Consider the following 17,351-nt stretch of genomic DNA (forward strand, 5'->3'; position numbering starts at 1 on the left):
GGCCTCCTTCACGGGGTCTCGCACAGCACCTGCCCCTATACACTGGACACATCTATGAGCACGGAAGAGGTGGACATGCCGGAGACGCCAAGTGGCGGCGAACAGCGCATCCTCGCCGGGCGCTACGCCATCGGCGAGTTCGTCGGTCAGGGTGGCATGGCCACGGTGTACCGCGGCACTGACACCAAGCTCGGGCGGCAGGTCGCCATCAAGGTGATGAAGGCGGATCTGGCCGGCGATGAGGAGTTCCGCTCCCGTTTCCGCCAGGAGGCGCAGTCGGCCTCGCGCATGGCCCATCCCACGGTGGTGCGCGTGTTCGATGCGGGTGACGATCTCATCCAGACAGCTGACGGCCCCAAGCGCCTGCCCTTCATCGTCATGGAGTACGTGGAGGGCACCAATCTGCGCCAGCTCGTCTCGGAGGGCGCGCTGTCGCAGACCGAGGCCTGCCGCGTTGTGGATTCGGTGCTGACCGCGCTCGAGTATTCGCACCGCGCGGGTATCGTGCACCGCGACATCAAGCCAGCGAACATCATGATCAGCAAGACCGGCCAGGTCAAGGTGATGGATTTCGGCATCGCGCGCGCAGTCTCCGAAACCTCGTCGACGCTGCAGCAGACCACTGCGATTCTCGGCACTGCCGCCTACTTCTCTCCCGAGCAGGCGAAGGGCGAGTCGATTGACGCTCGCACCGATCTCTACTCGACGGCGGTGCTGCTCTACGAACTGCTGACCGGCGATGTGCCGTTCCGCGGTGACACGGCGGTGGCCGTCGCCTACCAGCATGTCAGCGAGCGGCCCACGGCTCCCAGCGAGCGCGAGCCCGCGGTGACCGCTGAGCTCGATCGGGTGGTGCTGTACGGTCTCGCGAAAGATCGCGCGAAGCGTTTCCAGTCGGCATCGGAGTTCCGTGATGCGCTGCGCACCGCGGCGAGCGGCCAGATGCCCAAGCTGCTGCTGCAGCAGACAGATACGGTGCTGTTCTCCAGCGGAAACGAGGTCTCCGAGTCGGATCTGGCGCTGCGTCAGCTCTCAGAGGGGAGCGGAGGCGCACGCACGCAGAGTCGCCCACCGGTGATGTGGACCTGGGCAGCGATTCTCACGATCGCTGCCATCATCATCGCCGTGGTCTTCTGGCTGGTGACGCTCGCTCCGCAGACCTTCCAACCCGACACTTCGCGCGAGGTGCCGCAGCTGGTCGACCTCAAACGCGCGGATGCCATGACCCTGTTGAGCGAGCACGATCTGACTCCGATCCCGATCGAGCAGACCAGCGATGAGATTGCGGCGGGGCACGTCATCTCCTCCGATCCTGAGGCAGGCACCATGCTCAGCCGCGGCGATCGCGTGACGCTGTACATCTCCACGGGCCCGGTCACCGCAGCGGTCCCTGATATCGACCGTATGACGCTCGACAGCTACAAGCAGGCGCTGGCCGACCTCGGTCTCACAGTGGGTCTGGTCACGAGTGTCGATGATCCGCTCTCACCTGCGAACCGCGTGCTCGAGGTGACCCCTGCACCCGGCACCGAGCTGCGGTCTGGTGAAAGCGTCGAGCTGACGGTTTCAAGTGGCAAGGTGCAGGTGCCTGAGGTGATCGGTCAGCCGCTCGAGGTGGCTCGATCGATGATGGACGGGCTCGGCCTGAACGTCACCTACACCCCGGAAACCTGCCCGTCCCAGGGCAATTACCCCGTCAATGGCCAGTCGATCATCGGCGAGCAACAGCAGGGTGCAGCGATCGAGATCAAGTACTGCGCGGCGTAGCCGCCACCTGGCAGTACGAAGCTGGCCCGGATCCTTCTAGGATCCGGGCCAGCTTCGTGTGGGTGCCGGGTCTCACGCTGAGCGAGGCCCGAAACCCGACCTAGGCCTTCAGCAGCGGCGACAGGCTCTGGGCGATGATCGCGGCGTTGGGCAGACCGACGACCGCGAGCCAGTTGCCGAGTTGCTGATACCCGCCCTCGGTGAGCACCGATTCGGGGTGGTACTGCACACCGTAGATTGGAAGCTCCCGGTGGCGCAGCGCCATGACGATGCCACCGGCGGTTTCGGCAGTGATCACGAGGGTCTCGGGCACGGTGTCGCGCACCACCGCGAGCGAGTGATAGCGGGTGGCATTGAACTCGGGGGCGACGCCCTCGAAGAAGCGGTCACCCGAGTGCCGCACCCGGGATATCTTGCCGTGCATCAGTTCCTCGGCGTGGGTGACCGTGGCGCCGAGCGCTTCGGCGATGGCCTGGTGCCCGAGGCACACGCCCAGCACAGGCACGCCGGTGCGCAGCGCGATACCCACCATCGAGATAGAAACGCCGGCGTCGGCGGGGGTGCCGGGGCCTGGCGATATGAGCACGCCATCGTAGTCGGCGACAAGCTGTTCGAGTTCGCCGGGACTCACCTCATCATTGCGGATCACCCGCGTGGAGGCGCCCAGCTGTTGCAGGTACCCGTTGAGGGTGTAGACGAAGCTGTCGTAGTTGTCGATGATAAGAATGTTCGTCATGTTCCGACAGTCACCTCTTCTGGTTCGAGGAATTCAATGGCCACCCACGGGTAGACGTAGGTGATGAGCGCGTAGACGAGCGCTGCCGCAACCAGCAGCAGCACGATCACGCGGAACCAGGCCGGGCCTGGGAAGAAACGCCAGAGCAGTGAGAACATCAGCCTTCCTGATCTCCTCTCAGGGCCTGGTGGCCCTCCATCGTTGGGTTGAGCTCGAGCAGCTCAGCCGGGGGGCCATCGGCGCGCGGCTGGAACGATTCGAACACGGAGTAGGCGATGGCCCGCTCATCGCTGCCCGCCCACTTCGGGTGGCAGGTGGTGAGGGTGAGGATCTGGTCGGTGCCTGGCACTCCATCAAGCCGCGGGAAGGGGTTGAGCACATCTCCCTCAGTGGGCAGCACATACTCGATGTTGCGGAACCGGTAGGTGTACCAGCCGTCTGCCGTTTCAAGGAATAGCGGGTCTCCGACGCGCAGGTTCATCACCTCACGGAAGGAGTTGATGAGGGGGCCTGAGCGGTGGCCCGCGAGAGCCACATTGCCCGGCTCGCCAGGCATCTGCGTGTTGACGTAGTGCCCGATGCCCTTCTCGTCGAGGTTGAGCACGGTTTCCCAGTCGGTGCCTTCGGCAACCCGGTTGGCGTACGTCGTGCCGAAGGCGGGCACGCGCAGCACGCCGAAGACCTCGCTCTTCGCAGGCCTCGCGGTGACAGGCACCACGCCGTCGTAGGGCTGCGCGGTCTGCTCAGTATCCCACCGAGCAGAATCTTGGGCAGAGAGATCGGCCTGCTTCGCCGTCACGCCGATACCGGTATGCCAGGGCTGCCAGATGATGTAACCCAGCACTCCCAGGCCGCCGAGCAGCAGCAGTTCACCGACCACCGTCAGTGGGCTCAAACGGGCCCGTCGGCGTCGGGCTCGCCTGTCGCGGGCTTCCGTCACCCTCCACATTCTAGAGCGATTGGCTGAGGTCAGCCGGAATCCCGGTAGAATCGACGACATGGCAGCAGCTGGGAAGAACGTAAGCAAGCGCAAGTCGGCAGAGCTCGCTCAGGAGCGCGCAGAGATCGCGTCGACGCGCAAGGATGCCCCGAACCCGGTGTGGTTCAAGCCGGTGATGTTCGGCTTCATGCTGCTGGGCCTGATCTGGATCGTGCTCTACTACATCACGAGCACCACGGTGCAGCTGCCAGTTCCGGCGCTCGGGCAGGCCAACATCTTCGTCGGCTTCGGCCTGGTGCTCGTCGGCTTCCTCATGACCCCCTGGTGGAAGTAGCCCGCTGTTCCGTGCGGTCTCAGGTGGCATCATCGCCTGATCAGCCCCACTACGTGACAATCACACCGGTGTAATTCCTCCCCAGCTGGGGATACATCTGTGGATAACGAACTGAGGCCCCGGCAATCGCCGGGGCCTCAGTCATAGGCTCTCAGGTGGCACCGAAGACATGCTGCTCACGGAAGCACCACGAAGTAGGCGAAACTGAGCGCCACGAGCACGGCGGTCACCGCCACCAACGACACGATCCGCTGCGTGCGCTTACGCGGCCCACGATTCGAGACCAGCAGCCACATCGTGAGCGCACCCACGATCATGCCGCCCAGGTGCGCCTGCCACGAGATGTTGGCCCCAGGCAGCAGCCCGATTCCGAAGTTGATGGCGATCAGCGCGACGAGAGACCCGACATTCACGCCGGCCGCCCGGAAGGCCACAGCCGTAGCACCCAGCACTCCGAAAATCGCACCCGATGCGCCCACAGTCGGCACAATCAGAGCGCTCGGATCGGCGTACACCCACAGCATCACGGCCAGCGAACCGCCCAGCCCAGCCAACAGATAGAGCACGAGGAACTGCACGTGCCCCATCAGACGCTCGAGATTGCGGCCGAAAAGCCACAGCGCATACATGTTGAACAGGATGTGCAGCAGGAAACCCGTCGAGTGGGTGAACGTTGCCGTGAGCATGCGCCACGGCTCGAACCCGACATCGCTGAACAGCTGACTCGATACCGACTCCGGCATCGAATAGATCGGCATGTACCAGAGCGCGCGTGTCACCCCATCGGAGAAGAAGTAGCGGCTCAACAGCTGCAGCACGAAGAGCACCACATTGACAGCCACGATGCCGTAGGTCACCGGAGTATCGAGTGCGGCGAGACGACGCCCCGTGACTCGGGCGGTGCGCGAAGCACGCTTGGCCGCACCGGGTTGCGTCTGCTTCACGCACTCGGGGCACAGCACGCCGACGGCCGACACGACCTGGCATTCAGGACAGATCGTGCGGCCGCAGCGCTGGCACAGCGTAAAGCTGTGCGTTCGCGGGTGGCGGTAGCAGACATCATCGGGGCCGTATTCGACGCGCTCGCCGAACACCGGCCCTGAGCCGTTCGCCACCACTGAACTCAGGCCTCGGCGATATCGACGCCGGTGATCACGACGTCCTCGACGGGGCGATCCATCGCACCGGTCTGCACCGACTCGATAGCGTCGACCACTGCCTTGGAGGCGTCGTCAGCCACCTCACCGAAGATGGTGTGCTTGCCGGTCAGCCAAGCGGGCTCAGTGGTGGTGATGAAGAACTGCGACCCATTCGTGCCAGCGAGACGGCCGGTCATGTCGGGGCGCTTGCCCGCGTTGGCCATGGCGAGCTGGTACTTCGTGTTGAAGGCGAGCTCTGGGTGGATCTCGTCGTCGAAGGTGTACCCGGGGCCGCCGGTGCCGGTGCCCGTGGGGTCACCGCCCTGGATCATGAAGTCTTTGATGATGCGGTGGAAGATGACGCCGTCGTAGAATCCCTTGTTGGCAAGGTCGACGAAGTTCTTCACGGTCTTGGGAGCGTGATCTCCAAAGAGGTTAATGACGATGTCGCCGTGGTTGGTGTGAATCGTGGCTACGGAAGTATGAATGCTCATACCGACCAGTCTAGGCGCGGCCACCGACTCGCAGGCAGCGGCGCGGGCGGCAGAGCCTACCGTCAACTGGGAATCAGGGGCAAGCGGGTCCTCCAGTGCCGCACGACTGTCGCCGTTCGGTGTAGCGTTGAGACACGAGCGATGTCGCTCTGAGCATTGCCTCGCCGAGCTAGGAGGACAGGTATGAAACTCTCACGCAAGCGCCGCCGCGAACTCCGCCGTCTGCGCAAGGACGCCCAGGAGCTGCTCGACCAGCAGCGCGTCGTCCTCGGCCACGCCGGAGATGTGCTGCACTCCGCCGGTCACCAGGCGCGACGGCTGAGTGACGAGCACCTGCAGCCCCGAATCGACCGCGCTGTTGAGACTGCGCGCCCCACAATCGAGCGCGGCGTGATGAGCGCCCGCCGCTCGGCCGAGAACGTGCGCCGCTTCTCAGCACCGTTCGTAGCAGCCGCGCTGACGCGCACCATTCGCGCCCTCGACGAGATCGAAAACCACGACGCTGCCAAGCAGGTGCGGGGCTTCGGCGAACGCACCGGCTACCTCAAGCCCACGAAGAAGCGCCGCGCAGGTGGCGTCATCGCACTGGGTCTCGGCCTCGCCGCAGCAGCCGGTGTCGGCTACGCGCTGTGGCAAGCCTTCCGCACCGATGAAGATCTCTGGGTGGCCCCCGAGAACTAATCGGCGACGCACCGCAAACGGGCGGTGTCGGATCCTCACGATTCGGCACCGCCCGTTGTGCGTCTCAAGCTTCGGGCGGGCCCGCAGGGTCAATCGGATCGGAGAGATCACCCCGGGTGCCGAGCCCTGCAGCGACGGAGCACCGGGCGAACGCGTGCCGTCGCTACTTGCGCGGCTTCGCCGACTTCCCGCCCTGCCGTCCACCCGACTTGCCGCCGGACTTCGACGGGCTGCGGCGCGAGGTGATCCCCGCCATGCGAATGCCCGTCTGCACGAGCGAGAGCGTGCGCAGCGAACGGATATCGCGGATCGCGACCCAGCGCGCCTCATCCGAGGAACCATCGACCTCGTGCTGCAGCGGGCCGTCCTTCACAGAAGCCCGGTAGACGATGCGGATCGTGTGCAACTCGGGATCGGTGCCCTCGGGCACCTCCTCGCGCACCATGACCCGCGAATCAACGCCGAGCAGCTTGCCCACCCGGGCCTCCAGCCCGGTCTCCTCGAACACCTCACGCACCACAGCGTCACGGGGATCCTCACCGGCTTCAAGGCCGCCGCCAGGGAGCGTCCAGCCGTGCAAATGACCACGGCGCCAGTGAGTGAGCAGGATCTTGCCGCGGCGTTCCACCACCGCGTAGGCGGCCACTCGAAGATCCATGGTACGAGCCTAGCCTGTCGTGCTGCGAGCCCGACGCGCAACGCACACCTCGATCAGCCGGCTCGCCAGCCTCTCAGCCAACGATCCAGGCGAGCATAGGCTTCGTTCCGCACCGGCTCGCTCGACAGGAACACATCGTGCAGCGCCCCGTCGATGCGATCCACCGTCACCGTCGAGCCCAGTTTCAGCGCGGCCTTCGCCACCTCGTCAACATCGAGCACCGAGTCTGCTCGCGTCAACTCCTCACTCCACTTAAGCGGGATCGCCGTGCGCGCTGAAAGCAGCACCTCAACGGGTTCCGCGATCCCGAGCCCCCGGCTCACCCGAGTATGCCCCTCAAGGATCGCGCGCAACCAGCCCCCGCGCACCGCGTGCGTGCGCTCGGGGCGCCACACCGGATTGACGAGGTCGAGCTCGTCGCGCGGCCCCACCTCACGCTGAGCACGGGTGTAGAAACCGTAGTCAAGCTGCGGGGCCACCTCGTAGGGGTTGGTGCGCGCTCCAAGATTGAGCAGGGGCATGAGCACCTGCCGCCCCGTGCTGGCAAGCTGAAATTCGAGCCACGGGCTGTTGAGCACCAGCGCAGCGGCCTTGCCGGGATGCGCCGCCGCCCACAGGCTGAGCACCAGCCCGCCCGTCGAATGCCCAAACAGCACCAGTGGGCGAGGCTCAGGCTCACCCTCCCCCATCACCTCAAGGGCCGCCTCGATCTCGAGATGATAGTCGTCGAGTCGCTCAATGTAGCCGGGTGTCTGCCCCTCGCGCAGACTGCGACCGTACTTGCGCAGGTCCAGGGCGAAGAAACGCGCGCCTCGGTTCGTCCAGAACGCTGCCAGATCGCGCTGGAAGAAGTAGTCCGACCAGCCATGCACGTAGAGCACGTCGACACCGTCGAGCACACGTTTCCCGTGAAACACTCGCTCCTGCCACGAGCGGCGATCCGGCTTCGCGCGCACAAGTGTCGCGACAAGCGGGCCCTCGTCATCGCTGCCGAGCTCAAGGTCAGTGCACTCGAACCCGGCACCGAGCACGTCCTCACGCCACTGCGCCATCTCGCCAGTCTAGGGCGTGTCTCGCAAATCCTCGCCTACTGCGCGCGCCTGTTCGGGGCACCTCGCTGCGTTGTCGTCGTCAGATTTACAACCAGCAAACCGTCCTCCTCCGCCTTGCGAGGCACCCCGCCCAGACGCTGCTCGCAACGGCAACGACTTACGAGACACACCCTAGGGGGCACAACGCAGATCCTCGCCTCCTGCAGGCACCGAACCGTTGCACCATAGGGGCCGGCTCCGCTCCACAGAGCAGGGCCGCCGGTGCCGGGCCATCCGCAGACAGCCCGGCACCGGCGACCGTATGCGCACCGATTCGCGGCGCTCAGCCCCGCGAGGTCTCCCGCAGCACGATCCTCGCTGCCTCAGCGCTCGCCTGCACGCGATGCTGCGAACTCTCGTCAACGGTGAGCTGGTTGTCGACGGCCCCCACCTCTGCCGAGGCCTCCACGCGGTACGCGCCCTTCGGCAGCTCCAGCACGGCCTTCCCCACGCTCGCCTCAACGTCTACCGAATCGGGCTGATCGCCCGTGAATGCGAGCTGCGCATCCCCCGCCTCGACCACAATGTCGGCCGTGCGAACATCACCAGCGTCGATCTGCGCCTTCCCGCCCGAAACCTCAAGATCGATCGCCGGAGTGCTGCCGCTGTATTTCAGCTTTCCAGCCTCGACACCCGCAGAAAGCTCTGAGAAGTCGCCCTCCGCGGTGAGCGTCGCGGCGCTCACCGTCAGTTCGGCGGCGATCCCGCCATCCTCCGACAGCCACTGCGGCAACACGAGCTTCACCCGTTCCTCGCCAACGTTCGGGCCGAAGTTGGGGCCGTCGAGACGTTCCGCCACGAGCGTGCGGCCTTCGACGTGCATGCTCCACTCCGCACCGCTGCCGCGCGTGGCCGAATACTCTACGGTGAGTTCTGCGTTCTCAACATCTCCGAACGCGAGATCGAAGGTCACCGCTTCAGCGTCCACTCGGAGCGACTGCACCTCATCGACGGGCACCGAAAGGGTGTCGTCGGTCCAAGCGACCTGCGGCTCATTGATGCTGTTGGCGGCAGGACCCGTCGAGCCAACGTCAGTCAAGCTGCTGATTCTCGCCTGGATCGGGCCGAAGGCCGATGAGAAGGCGACCGCAAGCAACGCACCGCCACCGACCACCGCGGTCACAATGCTGAGCGTGCGAGCAGTGCTCGTCACGGTTTTGGGGGTCTGCTGGGGGCTGGTCATGAGGATGGTCCCGTCTGTGTGTGGGGTGAAATGTGAGCACTCGAGAAACCGGGCGCCGGTGGAGCGGTGCTTTCGATATGCGCGATTGCGGCGAGCACGCGGCGGTTGCCGCCCTCCTCCGCGTCGAGCCCGAGCTTCTGGAAGATGGCCGTGATGTGCTTCTCGACGCTCGCCTCCGACAGGAAGAGCAGCGCCGCGATGGCCTGGTTGGAACGCCCCTCGGCGAGTGCCGCGAGCACGGTGCGCTCGCGATCGGTGAGGGAGCGCATACGGTCGTCGCGGCTGCGGCGGGTCAGCAACTGCGCGACCACTTCGGGATCGAGCACGGTCGCACCCTGGCCGATCCGCTCCACCGACTCGATGAACTCGCCGACATCGGCGACGCGATCCTTCAGCAGATACCCGAAGGCCCCGCCCTGGCCCGTGATCAGATCGCTCGCGTACCGCTCCTCGACATACTGCGAGAGCACCAGCACTGCGAGCCCTGGGCGGGCACGCCGCAGTTCCAGGGCCGCGCGGATTCCCTCATCCGTGAATGTCGGCGGCAGGCGCACATCGAGGATGCAGAGATCCGGATCGGTCTCGCCCACTCGCTCCATCAGCCGGCTCGCCTCGGGCAGGGCGGCGACCACCTCGTGGCCACCGTGCTCGAGCAGGCGCACGAGCCCCTCGCGCAGCAGCACGGAATCTTCGCAGATCAGGATGCGCATGGCACACTCACCTCCAGGGTGGTCGGACCGCCCTGCGGGCTGTCGAGTCGAGTGGTGCCGCCCGCGGCGAGCACCCGGTTCATGACGCCGTCGATTCCGCCCCCGGGCAGCACACTGGCTCCCCCGACACCGTTGTCTTCGACGCGCGCCCAGAGAATACCGCCCTCGCGCACCCGCACCACCACGCGGCACTCGCTGGCGCGCGAGTGCTTCGCGGCGTTGGTGAGCGACTCGGCGATCGCGAAGTAGACGGCGGCCTCGGCGGTGCGACTGCAGCGCTCAGGCAAACGCACATCGAGCTGCACTGGCACATGGGATCGCGCTGCGAGCGCGGACAGGGCCGCATCGAGGCCGCGGTCGTCGAGCACGGAGGCGTAGATGCCGCGCGCCAGCTGCCGCAGCTCTGTGATCGCCGCCTTCGTCGAGGTGTGCGCCTCGGCGACAAGCGCCTTCGCAGCCTCTGGGTCCGTGTCGATCTTCTGCTGCGCGAGGCCCAGCGTCATCCCCACCGAGACGAGGCGAGGCTGCACCCCGTCATGCAGATCACGCTCGATGCGCGTGCGCTCGACATCGGCGGCGCGCACCGCCCCCTCGCGCTGCGCAGTGCTCGTACGCACCTGCGCGGTGAGCTCTTCTTCCTTCACATCAGCCCCCAAGATGGCGACCGAGATGAGCCGGTGCAGCAGCGCCAATCCCACGATGCCGACCCCGCACAGCAGAGCGCTCAGCAGGCCAGGCTGCCACCACACTGAGATCGTGCTGAGCACCGAGAACATCGAGTGCACGAAACCCTGCGCGAGCGCAAGCACCGCCACACCCATCACGCTCGCAATGCCGAAGCTCGCGAGTGCACGCCACATACGACCGTCGGCGGACTGCCGCGCAAGCGCCCGCAGCCACGCCTTGAACCCGTGCCCCGTCTGTGGCGTCCACCGCAGCGCGGGGGTTCCCAACTGGTACAGGCCGCTCACGCGCTGCGTCTCGAACCAGGCGATCCCGAACATCGCATACACGAGCCCCACCAGCACCACAGCACCAATACCGAGCACCAGCAGCAGCCCGAGGCCCGTACCGAGCGCGCCGAACAGCAGGCCGATTACCGAGAAGCCGATCAGACCGGCAGCAGCGAGGTGCAGAATCGTCATCACGATGCGCAGCGGCGGGCGGCGCAGCGACTCCTGGGCGGCGGTGAGCGGCGAGGCGGTGCCGGTGGCCGCGGTCCCAGTGGCGAGATGCGGGAGTTGCTGAGTGGTGTGCGCATCCGCGATGTGCGGGACCGGCGGCTGCGGGGTCGGAGTGGTCGGCGCCGGTGTCTGCCCGGCTGCCGGCTGCCCCTGAGGCAGCGATGTCTGTGATGTCATGGTGTCTACGCTAGGCCGTGGCCTGCGAGGGGCGACACCGAGAGATCCGGAGAGAACGCTTCCGGTTTTCCCTACCCCCTGTTCTGGGTTCGGCATCCCGGCTTAGGCTGAGGCCATGAACTCCCATGACGCACCTCAAGTCGCCGCGGCTGAGCCGCTTCCGCTGCTCGACGAGCTGGGGATCGGGCGGGTGCTCGTGGTGGTGGCGCACCCCGACGACGCCGAGTACGGCACCTCCGCAGCCGTCGCGCACTGGACCTCCCGCGGCATCGAAGTCGGGTATCTGCTGCTCACCGCCGGCGAGGCGGGGATGCAGCGCCCGCCGGAAGAGGCGGGCCCGCTGCGCGCCCGCGAGCAGCGGGCGGCCTGCGACGCGGTGGGTGTGGAGCGGCTTACGATGCTCGATTTCCCTGACGGGGTGCTCGAATACGGACTGCCGCTGCGCCGCGCGATCGCCCGTGAGATTCGCGCCTTCCGCCCCGATGCTGTGGTGTGCGGATCAGGTCAGCTCGCGGTAGCGTGGGGCTTCGATCACGCGGATCACCGCGCCGCCGGCCTCGCCACCATTGACGCGGTGCGCGACGCCGACAACCGCTGGGTGTTCCCAGAACTGGTGCACGACGAAGACTTGGCACCGTGGAGCGTGCAGCGTCTGCTGCTCACCGGGGCCAGCGCCACCCACTGCGTGCCCGTCGATGCGGAGGCTGAGCGTCGCGCTGTCGCGTCGCTCAGCGCGCACGAGGCGTATCTTGCCGATCTGCCCTGGCATCCCGCACCCCAGGAGCTCATCACCGGCGTGCTTGCCGAGCAGGGGCGTCTCGCTGGCGTGCCGCGCGCGGTCGCCTTCGCCGAGCACCGCCTGCGAGGCTAGTCACGCCGCGGCCGCGCCCATTCGCCCCGCTGCAGTGGCCGACTCCGGGCGCGCATCACAGCGGCCGGATGGCGGATTTCGCACAAGATACCGCCGGTCCGCCTGCACCACCCGCCTCTCGAGCCCACTGTGCAGCAGGGCCACCCAGCAGAAGCTCGTGCGCTCAGGTCAGCGGTAGGCGCATCAGCACTCGTGGGAAGCCGTCGAGCATCGAGCGCGTGTCGGCCACTTTCTCGAAGCCCGCCGACTCGAAGAGGCGCCGGGTGCCGACGTAGGCCATGGTGAGGTTCACCCGTTCGCCCCCGTTGTCGAGGGGATAGCCCTCGATCGCGGGGGCACCGTTCGCGCGGGCGTGGGCGACGGCACCTTCGATGAGCGCGTGCATCACGCCCTGCTTGCGATAGCCGGGCCGCACCCGGAAGCACCATAGCGACCACACGTCGAGGTCGTCGAGGTGAGGGATCAGCCTATTGCGGGCGAAGCTGGTACCGGCTCGCGGGTGCACCGCGGCCCAGCCCACGGGTTCGCCGTCGATGTAGGCGAGCACACCGGGGGGCGGATCTTGCTCGCACAGTTTGCGCACCCTGGCAGAACGAGCCGGCTCACGCAGGGCCACGTTCTCTTTGCTGCCGATACGGTAGCTCAGGCAGAAGCACACGTTCGAGGTGGGCTTTTTCGGACCGATGACCGCGGCGACATCCTCGAAGACCGTTGCCGGTCGAACCTCGATTCCCATGCGAAACAGTATGGACTGCGGGGCGTCGTCGCGGAAGTCCCGCACGGGGCCGGCACGCACACCGAGCCGCAGGGCCCGAAGGCCCGCGGTCAGCGGGCTCCGAGGCGCGCGGCTTTACGATCTTCCGAGTGAGTTCCCTCCCCCGCAGCGCAGACAGCCCAGCGCCCGACCGCCGTGGCGGCGAGTCGCGCCGTCGCGCCGGGGCCGCGATCAGTGCGGCGGCGTTCATTGCGCTGGTGCTGCTGGGATTCGTGCCCGGGATCGTGGGCACCGCTGTCGCGGTGATGCTGCCGTGGCTCTGGATCCCAGCACTCGTGCTGTGCGTCGCCGCGCTGCGGGTGCGCGGCCGCCGCTGGATCGCGGCGGTGCCTGCGCTCACATGGGTGCTCGCTGTGTCGACATCGATCACGTGGCTGCCCGCAGCGATCACGGGTTCTCCCTGGCAGACTGACGGCAATCTTGTCGTTGCGAGCCAGAATGTGCAAGCGGGTTCAGGCACTGCGGATGCGTCGGCGCGGGCACTGCAGCAGCAAGGGGCGGATCTCATTGCGCTCACCGAGCTCGACGCCGAGTCGCGTGAGCAGGCGATCGCGGAGCTTGCCGGCAGCCATCCCTACTCGTACCTGGTGGGAACGGTGGGTCTGTGGAGCACGCTTCCGATCGCGGAGGCGCACCCGCTCGATCTCGGTCTGGGCTGGCGGCGGGCCTTGGCCGCGCAGGTGGAGGCTCCCGGCGGGCCCATCGAGGTGTATGTGATTCATGCGGCGTCGTTGCGGCCCGGTTCGCAGTCTGCGCGCGACACGATGCTGCGCGCACTCGGCGACACGATCGCGGCGGATGCGGCGGATCGGGTGATCGCGATCGGTGATTTCAATGCTGCGGCGACGGATCCGGCGCTCGCTGCGATCCGCGCACAGCTCGATGAGCCGCGGCAGGAAGCCGGCGGCTTCGGATTCACCTGGCCGGCTGGGGTTCCGCTGGCGAGGATCGACCACGTGTATCAGCGCGGCTTCGTGGATTCCAGCGCGAAGACGCTGCGCGCCGGGGAGAGCGACCACCTGGCGATTCTCGCCGCGCTCGGGTGAGGCCGGTGCTGGTTCTCCTGCCGTAGCATCGCTTCATGCACACCGCAGATGCTGCCGAGCGCGTGAACTCGCGCGAACTTCTTGCGATGCTCAGGGCGGAGGCCTCAGAGCGGCATCGGCTCAGCGTGGTGCGACTCGGTATTCCTGAGGCTGACAGCATCGGTGTGCCGATACCAGTGATCCGCAGGATCGCGAAGGGTGTGGGGCGCTCGAACCCGCTCGCGCGCGAACTGTGGGCGACGGGGGTGCACGAGGCGCGGCTGCTCGCGGCGCTGGTGTTCGATCCGGCGACGCTGGCCCTCGATGAGGCGAGCGGGCTGCTGGTGGATGTGCGGTCGTGGGATCTCTGCGATCACCTGTGCAATTCGCTCTTTTTGCGCATCGAGGGGTATGGATCGCGCATTCCCGTGTGGGCTGCCGCGGAGCCGACGTACACGAAGCGGGCGGCGTTTGCGCTGATGGCGTCGGCGACGACGCACGATCGTGCACTGTCGGAGGAGACAGTGGGCGTCTATCTCGACCTCATCGAGCGGCACGCGGGTGATGCGCGATTGCACGTCAAGAAGGCTGTTTCGTGGGCGCTGCGGGAGGTGGGTCAGCGCGATCTAGTGAGCCGGGATCGGGCTGTGGAGGTGGCGCAGCGGCTGGTGGCCGCCGCCGAGCCGCCGCGGGTGTGGGTGGGCCGTGATGCGCTCAGAGATCTGGAGCGGATGCGCTTCGTGGAGGGGAAGCGTCGCTTGGTCGTGGTGCGCGACTGAGGGAGATTGACTATCCCCAAGTTGTGAATAACAACTTCGAGAGCCGCAGCGTCTGTTTTCGCCCTGCGCGCGCGAGGATATGTGTCATTTACCCCCTCCCCCGAATCACACCACTGTAATTCATCCCCAGCTGTGGATAACTCTGGGGATAGGTTGCGCCGAGACATTGCCCCCAGCTGGGCCCCCGCAGCCGCAGCTGCGATAGACAGCCAGAGCGGGTAACCCCCAGGGCCACAGACAAACCCTGACCCACAAACCAAAAACCCCGGATCTCGAAAGACCCGGGGTTGTGTGAGTGGTGGATCCTGGGAGAATCGAACTCCCGACATCCTGCTTGCAAAGCAGGCACTCTACCAACTGAGTTAAGGACCCGAAGCCGCTAGGCGACTTCCGCAGCGGGAGATCGAATCGAACTCCTCCGGGCTGAACTTCTGCCCGTCGCTGACCTAGACAACCTTAGCGACTCAGGAAGCGACGCGCAACATGAGCGCGCGTCGCCCCGCCAAATCAACGGAATGTAAGCACCTCGTCGCCCCAGCCTGCCCGCAACTGCCCGTCGAGATCATCGACGCAGCGGTCCTCCCGAGCGATCACCAGCGTGGCGCGCGACTCAAGATCATACGGCCGCCACTCAGCCGCATCCGCGGGCGCAGCGCCCTGCAACACCTCAACCTCCGGCTCTCCACCGCGCGCGAACGCCGTCCAACGCGCACGCATGCGAGCACCGATCCTGCCAGCCTCACGGCGCCCACCGAGCCGGAACGTGGGATCCTTCGGCCCTCCATCGAGGTTGCCCCACAGGTAGGGCAACTCGGTGGCGTGCGTGGCGCCGAGACCGATCACCCTCAAGAACGGGGTGCTGTAGTCAAAGCGGTAGAACCACACCGGCGCCACCGCGCTGTGCCCCTCCGCAATCCACACGCTCGGCATACGGAAGCCGATATCCCTCGCCACCCCGAGCCCCAACACGCGATGCCGCACCCCCTCATAGGCCGACATCACCTGCTGCACCGACGGCAACTCCACATCCGGCACCTCAGCCTGCATATCCGTGAACATCTCCATGATCCGATCCTCAGTAATCGGAATCAGGGGCGACTTCATGAACTTGAACAGCGACGCCTCATCGCGATTCGTGCCGATAATGAGCGGCACCGGATGCCCGCGCCCCTCGCGCAACACCGTAATCGGCGGCTCAGGCAGCAACGAACCGTCAACCACCGGCGCAAACGCCAACCGCCCCGGCGACTGCTGAGGCACGGCCGCATACACAGCGCTGCTCGCACGCACAATCTCATCAACGGGCAGCTCGCGCACCCGGGCAGCATCCGCCGCAGACACCCCCACCTCAGTGAGGAAGCGATCCGCCACCTCCCGCGCCCGCTCCGGCCCATACATGCTCGATGCCGGAGAAGACTGCGCGATCGCGCGATGGAACAACCCCGCCGCAGAAGGCACCGCCAGCAGCGCCGTCACCAAGCCGCCGCCCGCCGACTCCCCGAACACCGTCACCCGCGACGGATCCCCGCCGAACGCGGCAATGTTCTCCTGCACCCAATTGAGCGCGAGCAGCACATCCTTCAGCGCGAGATTGCCGTCGAACGCCTCGGGATCCACCCCCGAAAGATCGAGGAAACCCAGCGCGCCCAGCCTGTAGTTCACGGTGACAAGCACCACACCGCCATCACGCACCAGCGTGGCACCCTCATACAGTGGCTGCGCCGACGACCCGAACGTGTAAGCCCCGCCATGCAGCCACACCATGACAGGCAGCGCCTCAGCAGACTCGGGTGCCCACACATTGAGGAACAAGCAATCCTCATCGATCACGGCACCATCGCCGAGCGGTACCCCGGGATTGGGGGCCTGAGGTGCCGCCGGGGGTTTGCTCACACATGCCGTCGGCTCGGACAGCGCCGGTGTCGCGACAGGATCACGCCACCGCAGCTCGCCCACAGGCGGCAGCGCATACCTGATGCCGCGCCACACCCGCACGCCCGACTCCGCCTCCACGGACCCGATGAACGTGCCAGCACCCGCCTGCGCAATGATCTCCTCGGACATGTGCGCTTCCTTTCGTTGAGACGGCGCAGAGCACCGCAGTTCAGTGGAGCAGTGCGTGCAGCAGGTGCCCAATCTCCGAAGCCGCCAGCAGAAGGAAGAGCACCGACATGATGATCGCATTATGTCCGATGAGCTCAGCCTTCAGCCGCTGCAACGCCGCAGCAATACGCTGCGAGCGGCTGGCCGCGAGCAGCACCAGCACGATCAGCACCAGCGACGCACCCACCGCGAACACCGCGCTCACACCGACAACCGCCACCACAGGCAGATCATGGGCCCCGATCAGCGCACCAGCCTTCAGCGCAAGCGGAATGTTCTTGGCGTTCGTCACACCCATGAGCGCGCCCAGACCCGCGGAGCGCACCGGCGTAAGCGTGTCAGCGACAGCAAGCCACGACGGCGTCTTCGCCGGCTCCCCGTTGCGCGGCCTGCCCAACCACCTCGTCACCGCAAGCACGAGGAAGCCGAGCGCGAGCACCGCCGTGATCACGAGCACCACAACGTCGTCACCGTCAGAGTGGCCCGCGCCAGCGCGCGACGCCGTCAACCCGCCAAGCAGGGTCCAACCAAACACCACAACCACACTCGCCCCAACAAAGGCGAGGCCGTTCACCCGGCCCCGCGCCGAGAGCAGCAGGGCAACCGCCGCGACAATCGGGAGCGGTGAGATCATGACTCCAACGGCGATGGGGATCAACTGGGTGAGATCGTTCACGGGTTCCGCCTTCTCGCTGGGTAATTCG

General features: G+C 66.5%; 19 protein-coding genes and 1 tRNA gene. 6 read left to right on the top strand and 14 right to left on the bottom strand.

Features of this window, described 5'->3' with window-relative positions:
- The first annotated feature begins 54 nt into the window (after window positions 1–54).
- A complete protein-coding gene (gene pknB / locus WFI54_RS08960; protein ID WP_336652450.1) occupies window positions 55–1,767 on the top strand; it encodes a Stk1 family PASTA domain-containing Ser/Thr kinase in 1,713 nt (570 codons plus the stop codon).
- A gap of 100 nt (window positions 1,768–1,867) precedes the next feature.
- Here pknB and WFI54_RS08965 read toward each other — a convergent pair whose 3' ends face one another.
- Genes WFI54_RS08965 through WFI54_RS08975 form a run of 3 tightly spaced genes read right to left on the bottom strand, consistent with a single transcriptional unit; the run spans window position 1,868 to window position 3,443 of the window.
- Window positions 1,868–2,503, bottom strand: coding sequence for an anthranilate synthase component II (locus tag WFI54_RS08965; protein WP_336652451.1), 636 nt, complete (start codon window positions 2,501–2,503; stop codon window positions 1,868–1,870).
- Window positions 2,500–2,661, bottom strand: coding sequence for a hypothetical protein (locus WFI54_RS08970; RefSeq protein ID WP_336652452.1), 162 nt, complete (start codon window positions 2,659–2,661; stop codon window positions 2,500–2,502). Before WFI54_RS08970 ends, WFI54_RS08965 begins: the two co-directional genes overlap by 4 nt.
- A complete protein-coding gene (locus WFI54_RS08975) occupies window positions 2,661–3,443 on the bottom strand; it encodes a class E sortase (protein ID WP_336652453.1) in 783 nt (260 codons plus the stop codon). Before WFI54_RS08975 ends, WFI54_RS08970 begins: the two co-directional genes overlap by 1 nt.
- 58 nt (window positions 3,444–3,501) lie before the next feature.
- On the opposite strand from WFI54_RS08975, the gene WFI54_RS08980 reads away from it, so the two are divergent.
- Window positions 3,502–3,777 carry a cell division protein CrgA gene (locus tag WFI54_RS08980; RefSeq protein WP_336652454.1) on the top strand — a complete coding sequence of 92 codons (276 nt, stop codon included), beginning with the start codon at window positions 3,502–3,504 and terminating at the stop codon, window positions 3,775–3,777.
- A 176-nt stretch (window positions 3,778–3,953) separates the two neighbouring features.
- Here the strand turns inward: WFI54_RS08980 and WFI54_RS08985 are convergent, their stop codons facing one another.
- Entirely contained in the window at window positions 3,954–4,892 is a 939-nt protein-coding gene (locus WFI54_RS08985) for a rhomboid family intramembrane serine protease (RefSeq protein ID WP_336652455.1), read from the bottom strand.
- An 8-nt stretch (window positions 4,893–4,900) separates the two neighbouring features.
- The gene (locus WFI54_RS08990; protein WP_336652456.1) at window positions 4,901–5,410 is read right to left on the bottom strand and encodes a peptidylprolyl isomerase; all 510 of its coding nucleotides are present in this window, start codon (window positions 5,408–5,410) and stop codon (window positions 4,901–4,903) included.
- A gap of 183 nt (window positions 5,411–5,593) precedes the next feature.
- Here WFI54_RS08990 and WFI54_RS08995 point away from each other — a divergent pair, with 183 nt between their 5' ends.
- On the top strand, window positions 5,594–6,091 hold the full coding sequence (locus WFI54_RS08995; protein ID WP_336652457.1) for a DNA/RNA helicase: 498 nt from the start codon (window positions 5,594–5,596) through the stop codon (window positions 6,089–6,091).
- Window positions 6,092–6,254: 163 nt separating this feature from the next.
- Here the strand turns inward: WFI54_RS08995 and WFI54_RS09000 are convergent, their stop codons facing one another.
- The 5 genes from WFI54_RS09000 to WFI54_RS09020 all read right to left on the bottom strand — a co-directional run bounded on the left by WFI54_RS09000 (window position 6,255) and on the right by WFI54_RS09020 (window position 11,094).
- Entirely contained in the window at window positions 6,255–6,749 is a 495-nt protein-coding gene (locus tag WFI54_RS09000; protein WP_336652458.1) for an NUDIX hydrolase, read from the bottom strand.
- A 53-nt stretch (window positions 6,750–6,802) separates the two neighbouring features.
- Window positions 6,803–7,801, bottom strand: a complete 999-nt coding sequence (locus WFI54_RS09005) for an alpha/beta hydrolase (protein WP_336652459.1) — start codon at window positions 7,799–7,801, stop codon at window positions 6,803–6,805.
- Between the two features lie 322 nt (window positions 7,802–8,123).
- On the bottom strand, window positions 8,124–9,023 hold the full coding sequence (locus tag WFI54_RS09010; RefSeq protein ID WP_336652460.1) for a hypothetical protein: 900 nt from the start codon (window positions 9,021–9,023) through the stop codon (window positions 8,124–8,126).
- Window positions 9,020–9,733 (bottom strand): response regulator transcription factor, encoded by a 714-nt coding sequence (locus tag WFI54_RS09015; RefSeq protein WP_336652461.1) that lies wholly within the window; start codon window positions 9,731–9,733, stop codon window positions 9,020–9,022. The genes WFI54_RS09010 and WFI54_RS09015 overlap by 4 nt, the downstream gene beginning before the upstream one ends.
- Window positions 9,721–11,094, bottom strand: a complete 1,374-nt coding sequence (locus tag WFI54_RS09020; protein ID WP_336652462.1) for a sensor histidine kinase — start codon at window positions 11,092–11,094, stop codon at window positions 9,721–9,723. Before WFI54_RS09020 ends, WFI54_RS09015 begins: the two co-directional genes overlap by 13 nt.
- Window positions 11,095–11,209: 115 nt before the next feature.
- Here WFI54_RS09020 and WFI54_RS09025 point away from each other — a divergent pair, with 115 nt between their 5' ends.
- Window positions 11,210–11,965, top strand: coding sequence for a PIG-L deacetylase family protein (locus WFI54_RS09025; protein WP_336652463.1), 756 nt, complete (start codon window positions 11,210–11,212; stop codon window positions 11,963–11,965).
- Between the two features lie 163 nt (window positions 11,966–12,128).
- Here WFI54_RS09025 and WFI54_RS09030 read toward each other — a convergent pair whose 3' ends face one another.
- Window positions 12,129–12,701 carry a GNAT family N-acetyltransferase gene (locus WFI54_RS09030; RefSeq protein WP_336652464.1) on the bottom strand — a complete coding sequence of 191 codons (573 nt, stop codon included), beginning with the start codon at window positions 12,699–12,701 and terminating at the stop codon, window positions 12,129–12,131.
- 128 nt (window positions 12,702–12,829) lie between these two features.
- Between WFI54_RS09030 and WFI54_RS09035 the strand changes: the two genes are divergently transcribed.
- Window positions 12,830–13,786, top strand: coding sequence for an endonuclease/exonuclease/phosphatase family protein (locus WFI54_RS09035; protein WP_336652465.1), 957 nt, complete (start codon window positions 12,830–12,832; stop codon window positions 13,784–13,786).
- A gap of 35 nt (window positions 13,787–13,821) precedes the next feature.
- Window positions 13,822–14,544, top strand: a complete 723-nt coding sequence (locus WFI54_RS09040) for a DNA alkylation repair protein (RefSeq protein ID WP_336652466.1) — start codon at window positions 13,822–13,824, stop codon at window positions 14,542–14,544.
- A gap of 296 nt (window positions 14,545–14,840) precedes the next feature.
- On the opposite strand, the gene WFI54_RS09045 is transcribed toward WFI54_RS09040, so the two are convergent.
- The 3 genes from WFI54_RS09045 to WFI54_RS09055 all read right to left on the bottom strand — a co-directional run bounded on the left by WFI54_RS09045 (window position 14,841) and on the right by WFI54_RS09055 (window position 17,323).
- Window positions 14,841–14,916: transfer RNA gene (locus WFI54_RS09045), tRNA-Ala, on the bottom strand.
- Between the two features lie 135 nt (window positions 14,917–15,051).
- The gene (locus WFI54_RS09050; protein ID WP_336652467.1) at window positions 15,052–16,608 is read right to left on the bottom strand and encodes a carboxylesterase/lipase family protein; all 1,557 of its coding nucleotides are present in this window, start codon (window positions 16,606–16,608) and stop codon (window positions 15,052–15,054) included.
- 40 nt (window positions 16,609–16,648) lie between these two features.
- Window positions 16,649–17,323: a GAP family protein gene (locus WFI54_RS09055; protein ID WP_336652468.1), complete on the bottom strand. Its 675-nt coding sequence runs from the start codon at window positions 17,321–17,323 to the stop codon at window positions 16,649–16,651.
- Window positions 17,324–17,351: the final 28 nt, after the last annotated feature.

The organism is Leucobacter sp. MMO-125 (assembly GCF_037148395.1).
Lineage (GTDB): Bacteria > Actinomycetota > Actinomycetes > Actinomycetales > Microbacteriaceae > Leucobacter.

Bases quoted from the DNA above. Each gene is read 5' to 3' on its own strand.
- pknB (WP_336652450.1), top strand. From the start codon at position 55: ATGAGCACGGAAGAGGTGGACATGCCGGAGACGCCAAGTGGCGGCGAA.
- WFI54_RS08965 (WP_336652451.1), bottom strand. From the start codon at position 2,503: ATGACGAACATTCTTATCATCGACAACTACGACAGCTTCGTCTACACC.
- WFI54_RS08970 (WP_336652452.1), bottom strand. From the start codon at position 2,661: ATGTTCTCACTGCTCTGGCGTTTCTTCCCAGGCCCGGCCTGGTTCCGC.
- WFI54_RS08980 (WP_336652454.1), top strand. From the start codon at position 3,502: ATGGCAGCAGCTGGGAAGAACGTAAGCAAGCGCAAGTCGGCAGAGCTC.
- WFI54_RS08990 (WP_336652456.1), bottom strand. From the start codon at position 5,410: ATGAGCATTCATACTTCCGTAGCCACGATTCACACCAACCACGGCGAC.
- WFI54_RS08995 (WP_336652457.1), top strand. From the start codon at position 5,594: ATGAAACTCTCACGCAAGCGCCGCCGCGAACTCCGCCGTCTGCGCAAG.
- WFI54_RS09000 (WP_336652458.1), bottom strand. From the start codon at position 6,749: ATGGATCTTCGAGTGGCCGCCTACGCGGTGGTGGAACGCCGCGGCAAG.
- WFI54_RS09005 (WP_336652459.1), bottom strand. From the start codon at position 7,801: ATGGCGCAGTGGCGTGAGGACGTGCTCGGTGCCGGGTTCGAGTGCACT.
- WFI54_RS09010 (WP_336652460.1), bottom strand. From the start codon at position 9,023: ATGACCAGCCCCCAGCAGACCCCCAAAACCGTGACGAGCACTGCTCGC.
- WFI54_RS09015 (WP_336652461.1), bottom strand. From the start codon at position 9,733: ATGCGCATCCTGATCTGCGAAGATTCCGTGCTGCTGCGCGAGGGGCTC.
- WFI54_RS09020 (WP_336652462.1), bottom strand. From the start codon at position 11,094: ATGACATCACAGACATCGCTGCCTCAGGGGCAGCCGGCAGCCGGGCAG.
- WFI54_RS09025 (WP_336652463.1), top strand. From the start codon at position 11,210: ATGAACTCCCATGACGCACCTCAAGTCGCCGCGGCTGAGCCGCTTCCG.
- WFI54_RS09030 (WP_336652464.1), bottom strand. From the start codon at position 12,701: ATGGGAATCGAGGTTCGACCGGCAACGGTCTTCGAGGATGTCGCCGCG.
- WFI54_RS09040 (WP_336652466.1), top strand. From the start codon at position 13,822: ATGCACACCGCAGATGCTGCCGAGCGCGTGAACTCGCGCGAACTTCTT.
- WFI54_RS09050 (WP_336652467.1), bottom strand. From the start codon at position 16,608: ATGTCCGAGGAGATCATTGCGCAGGCGGGTGCTGGCACGTTCATCGGG.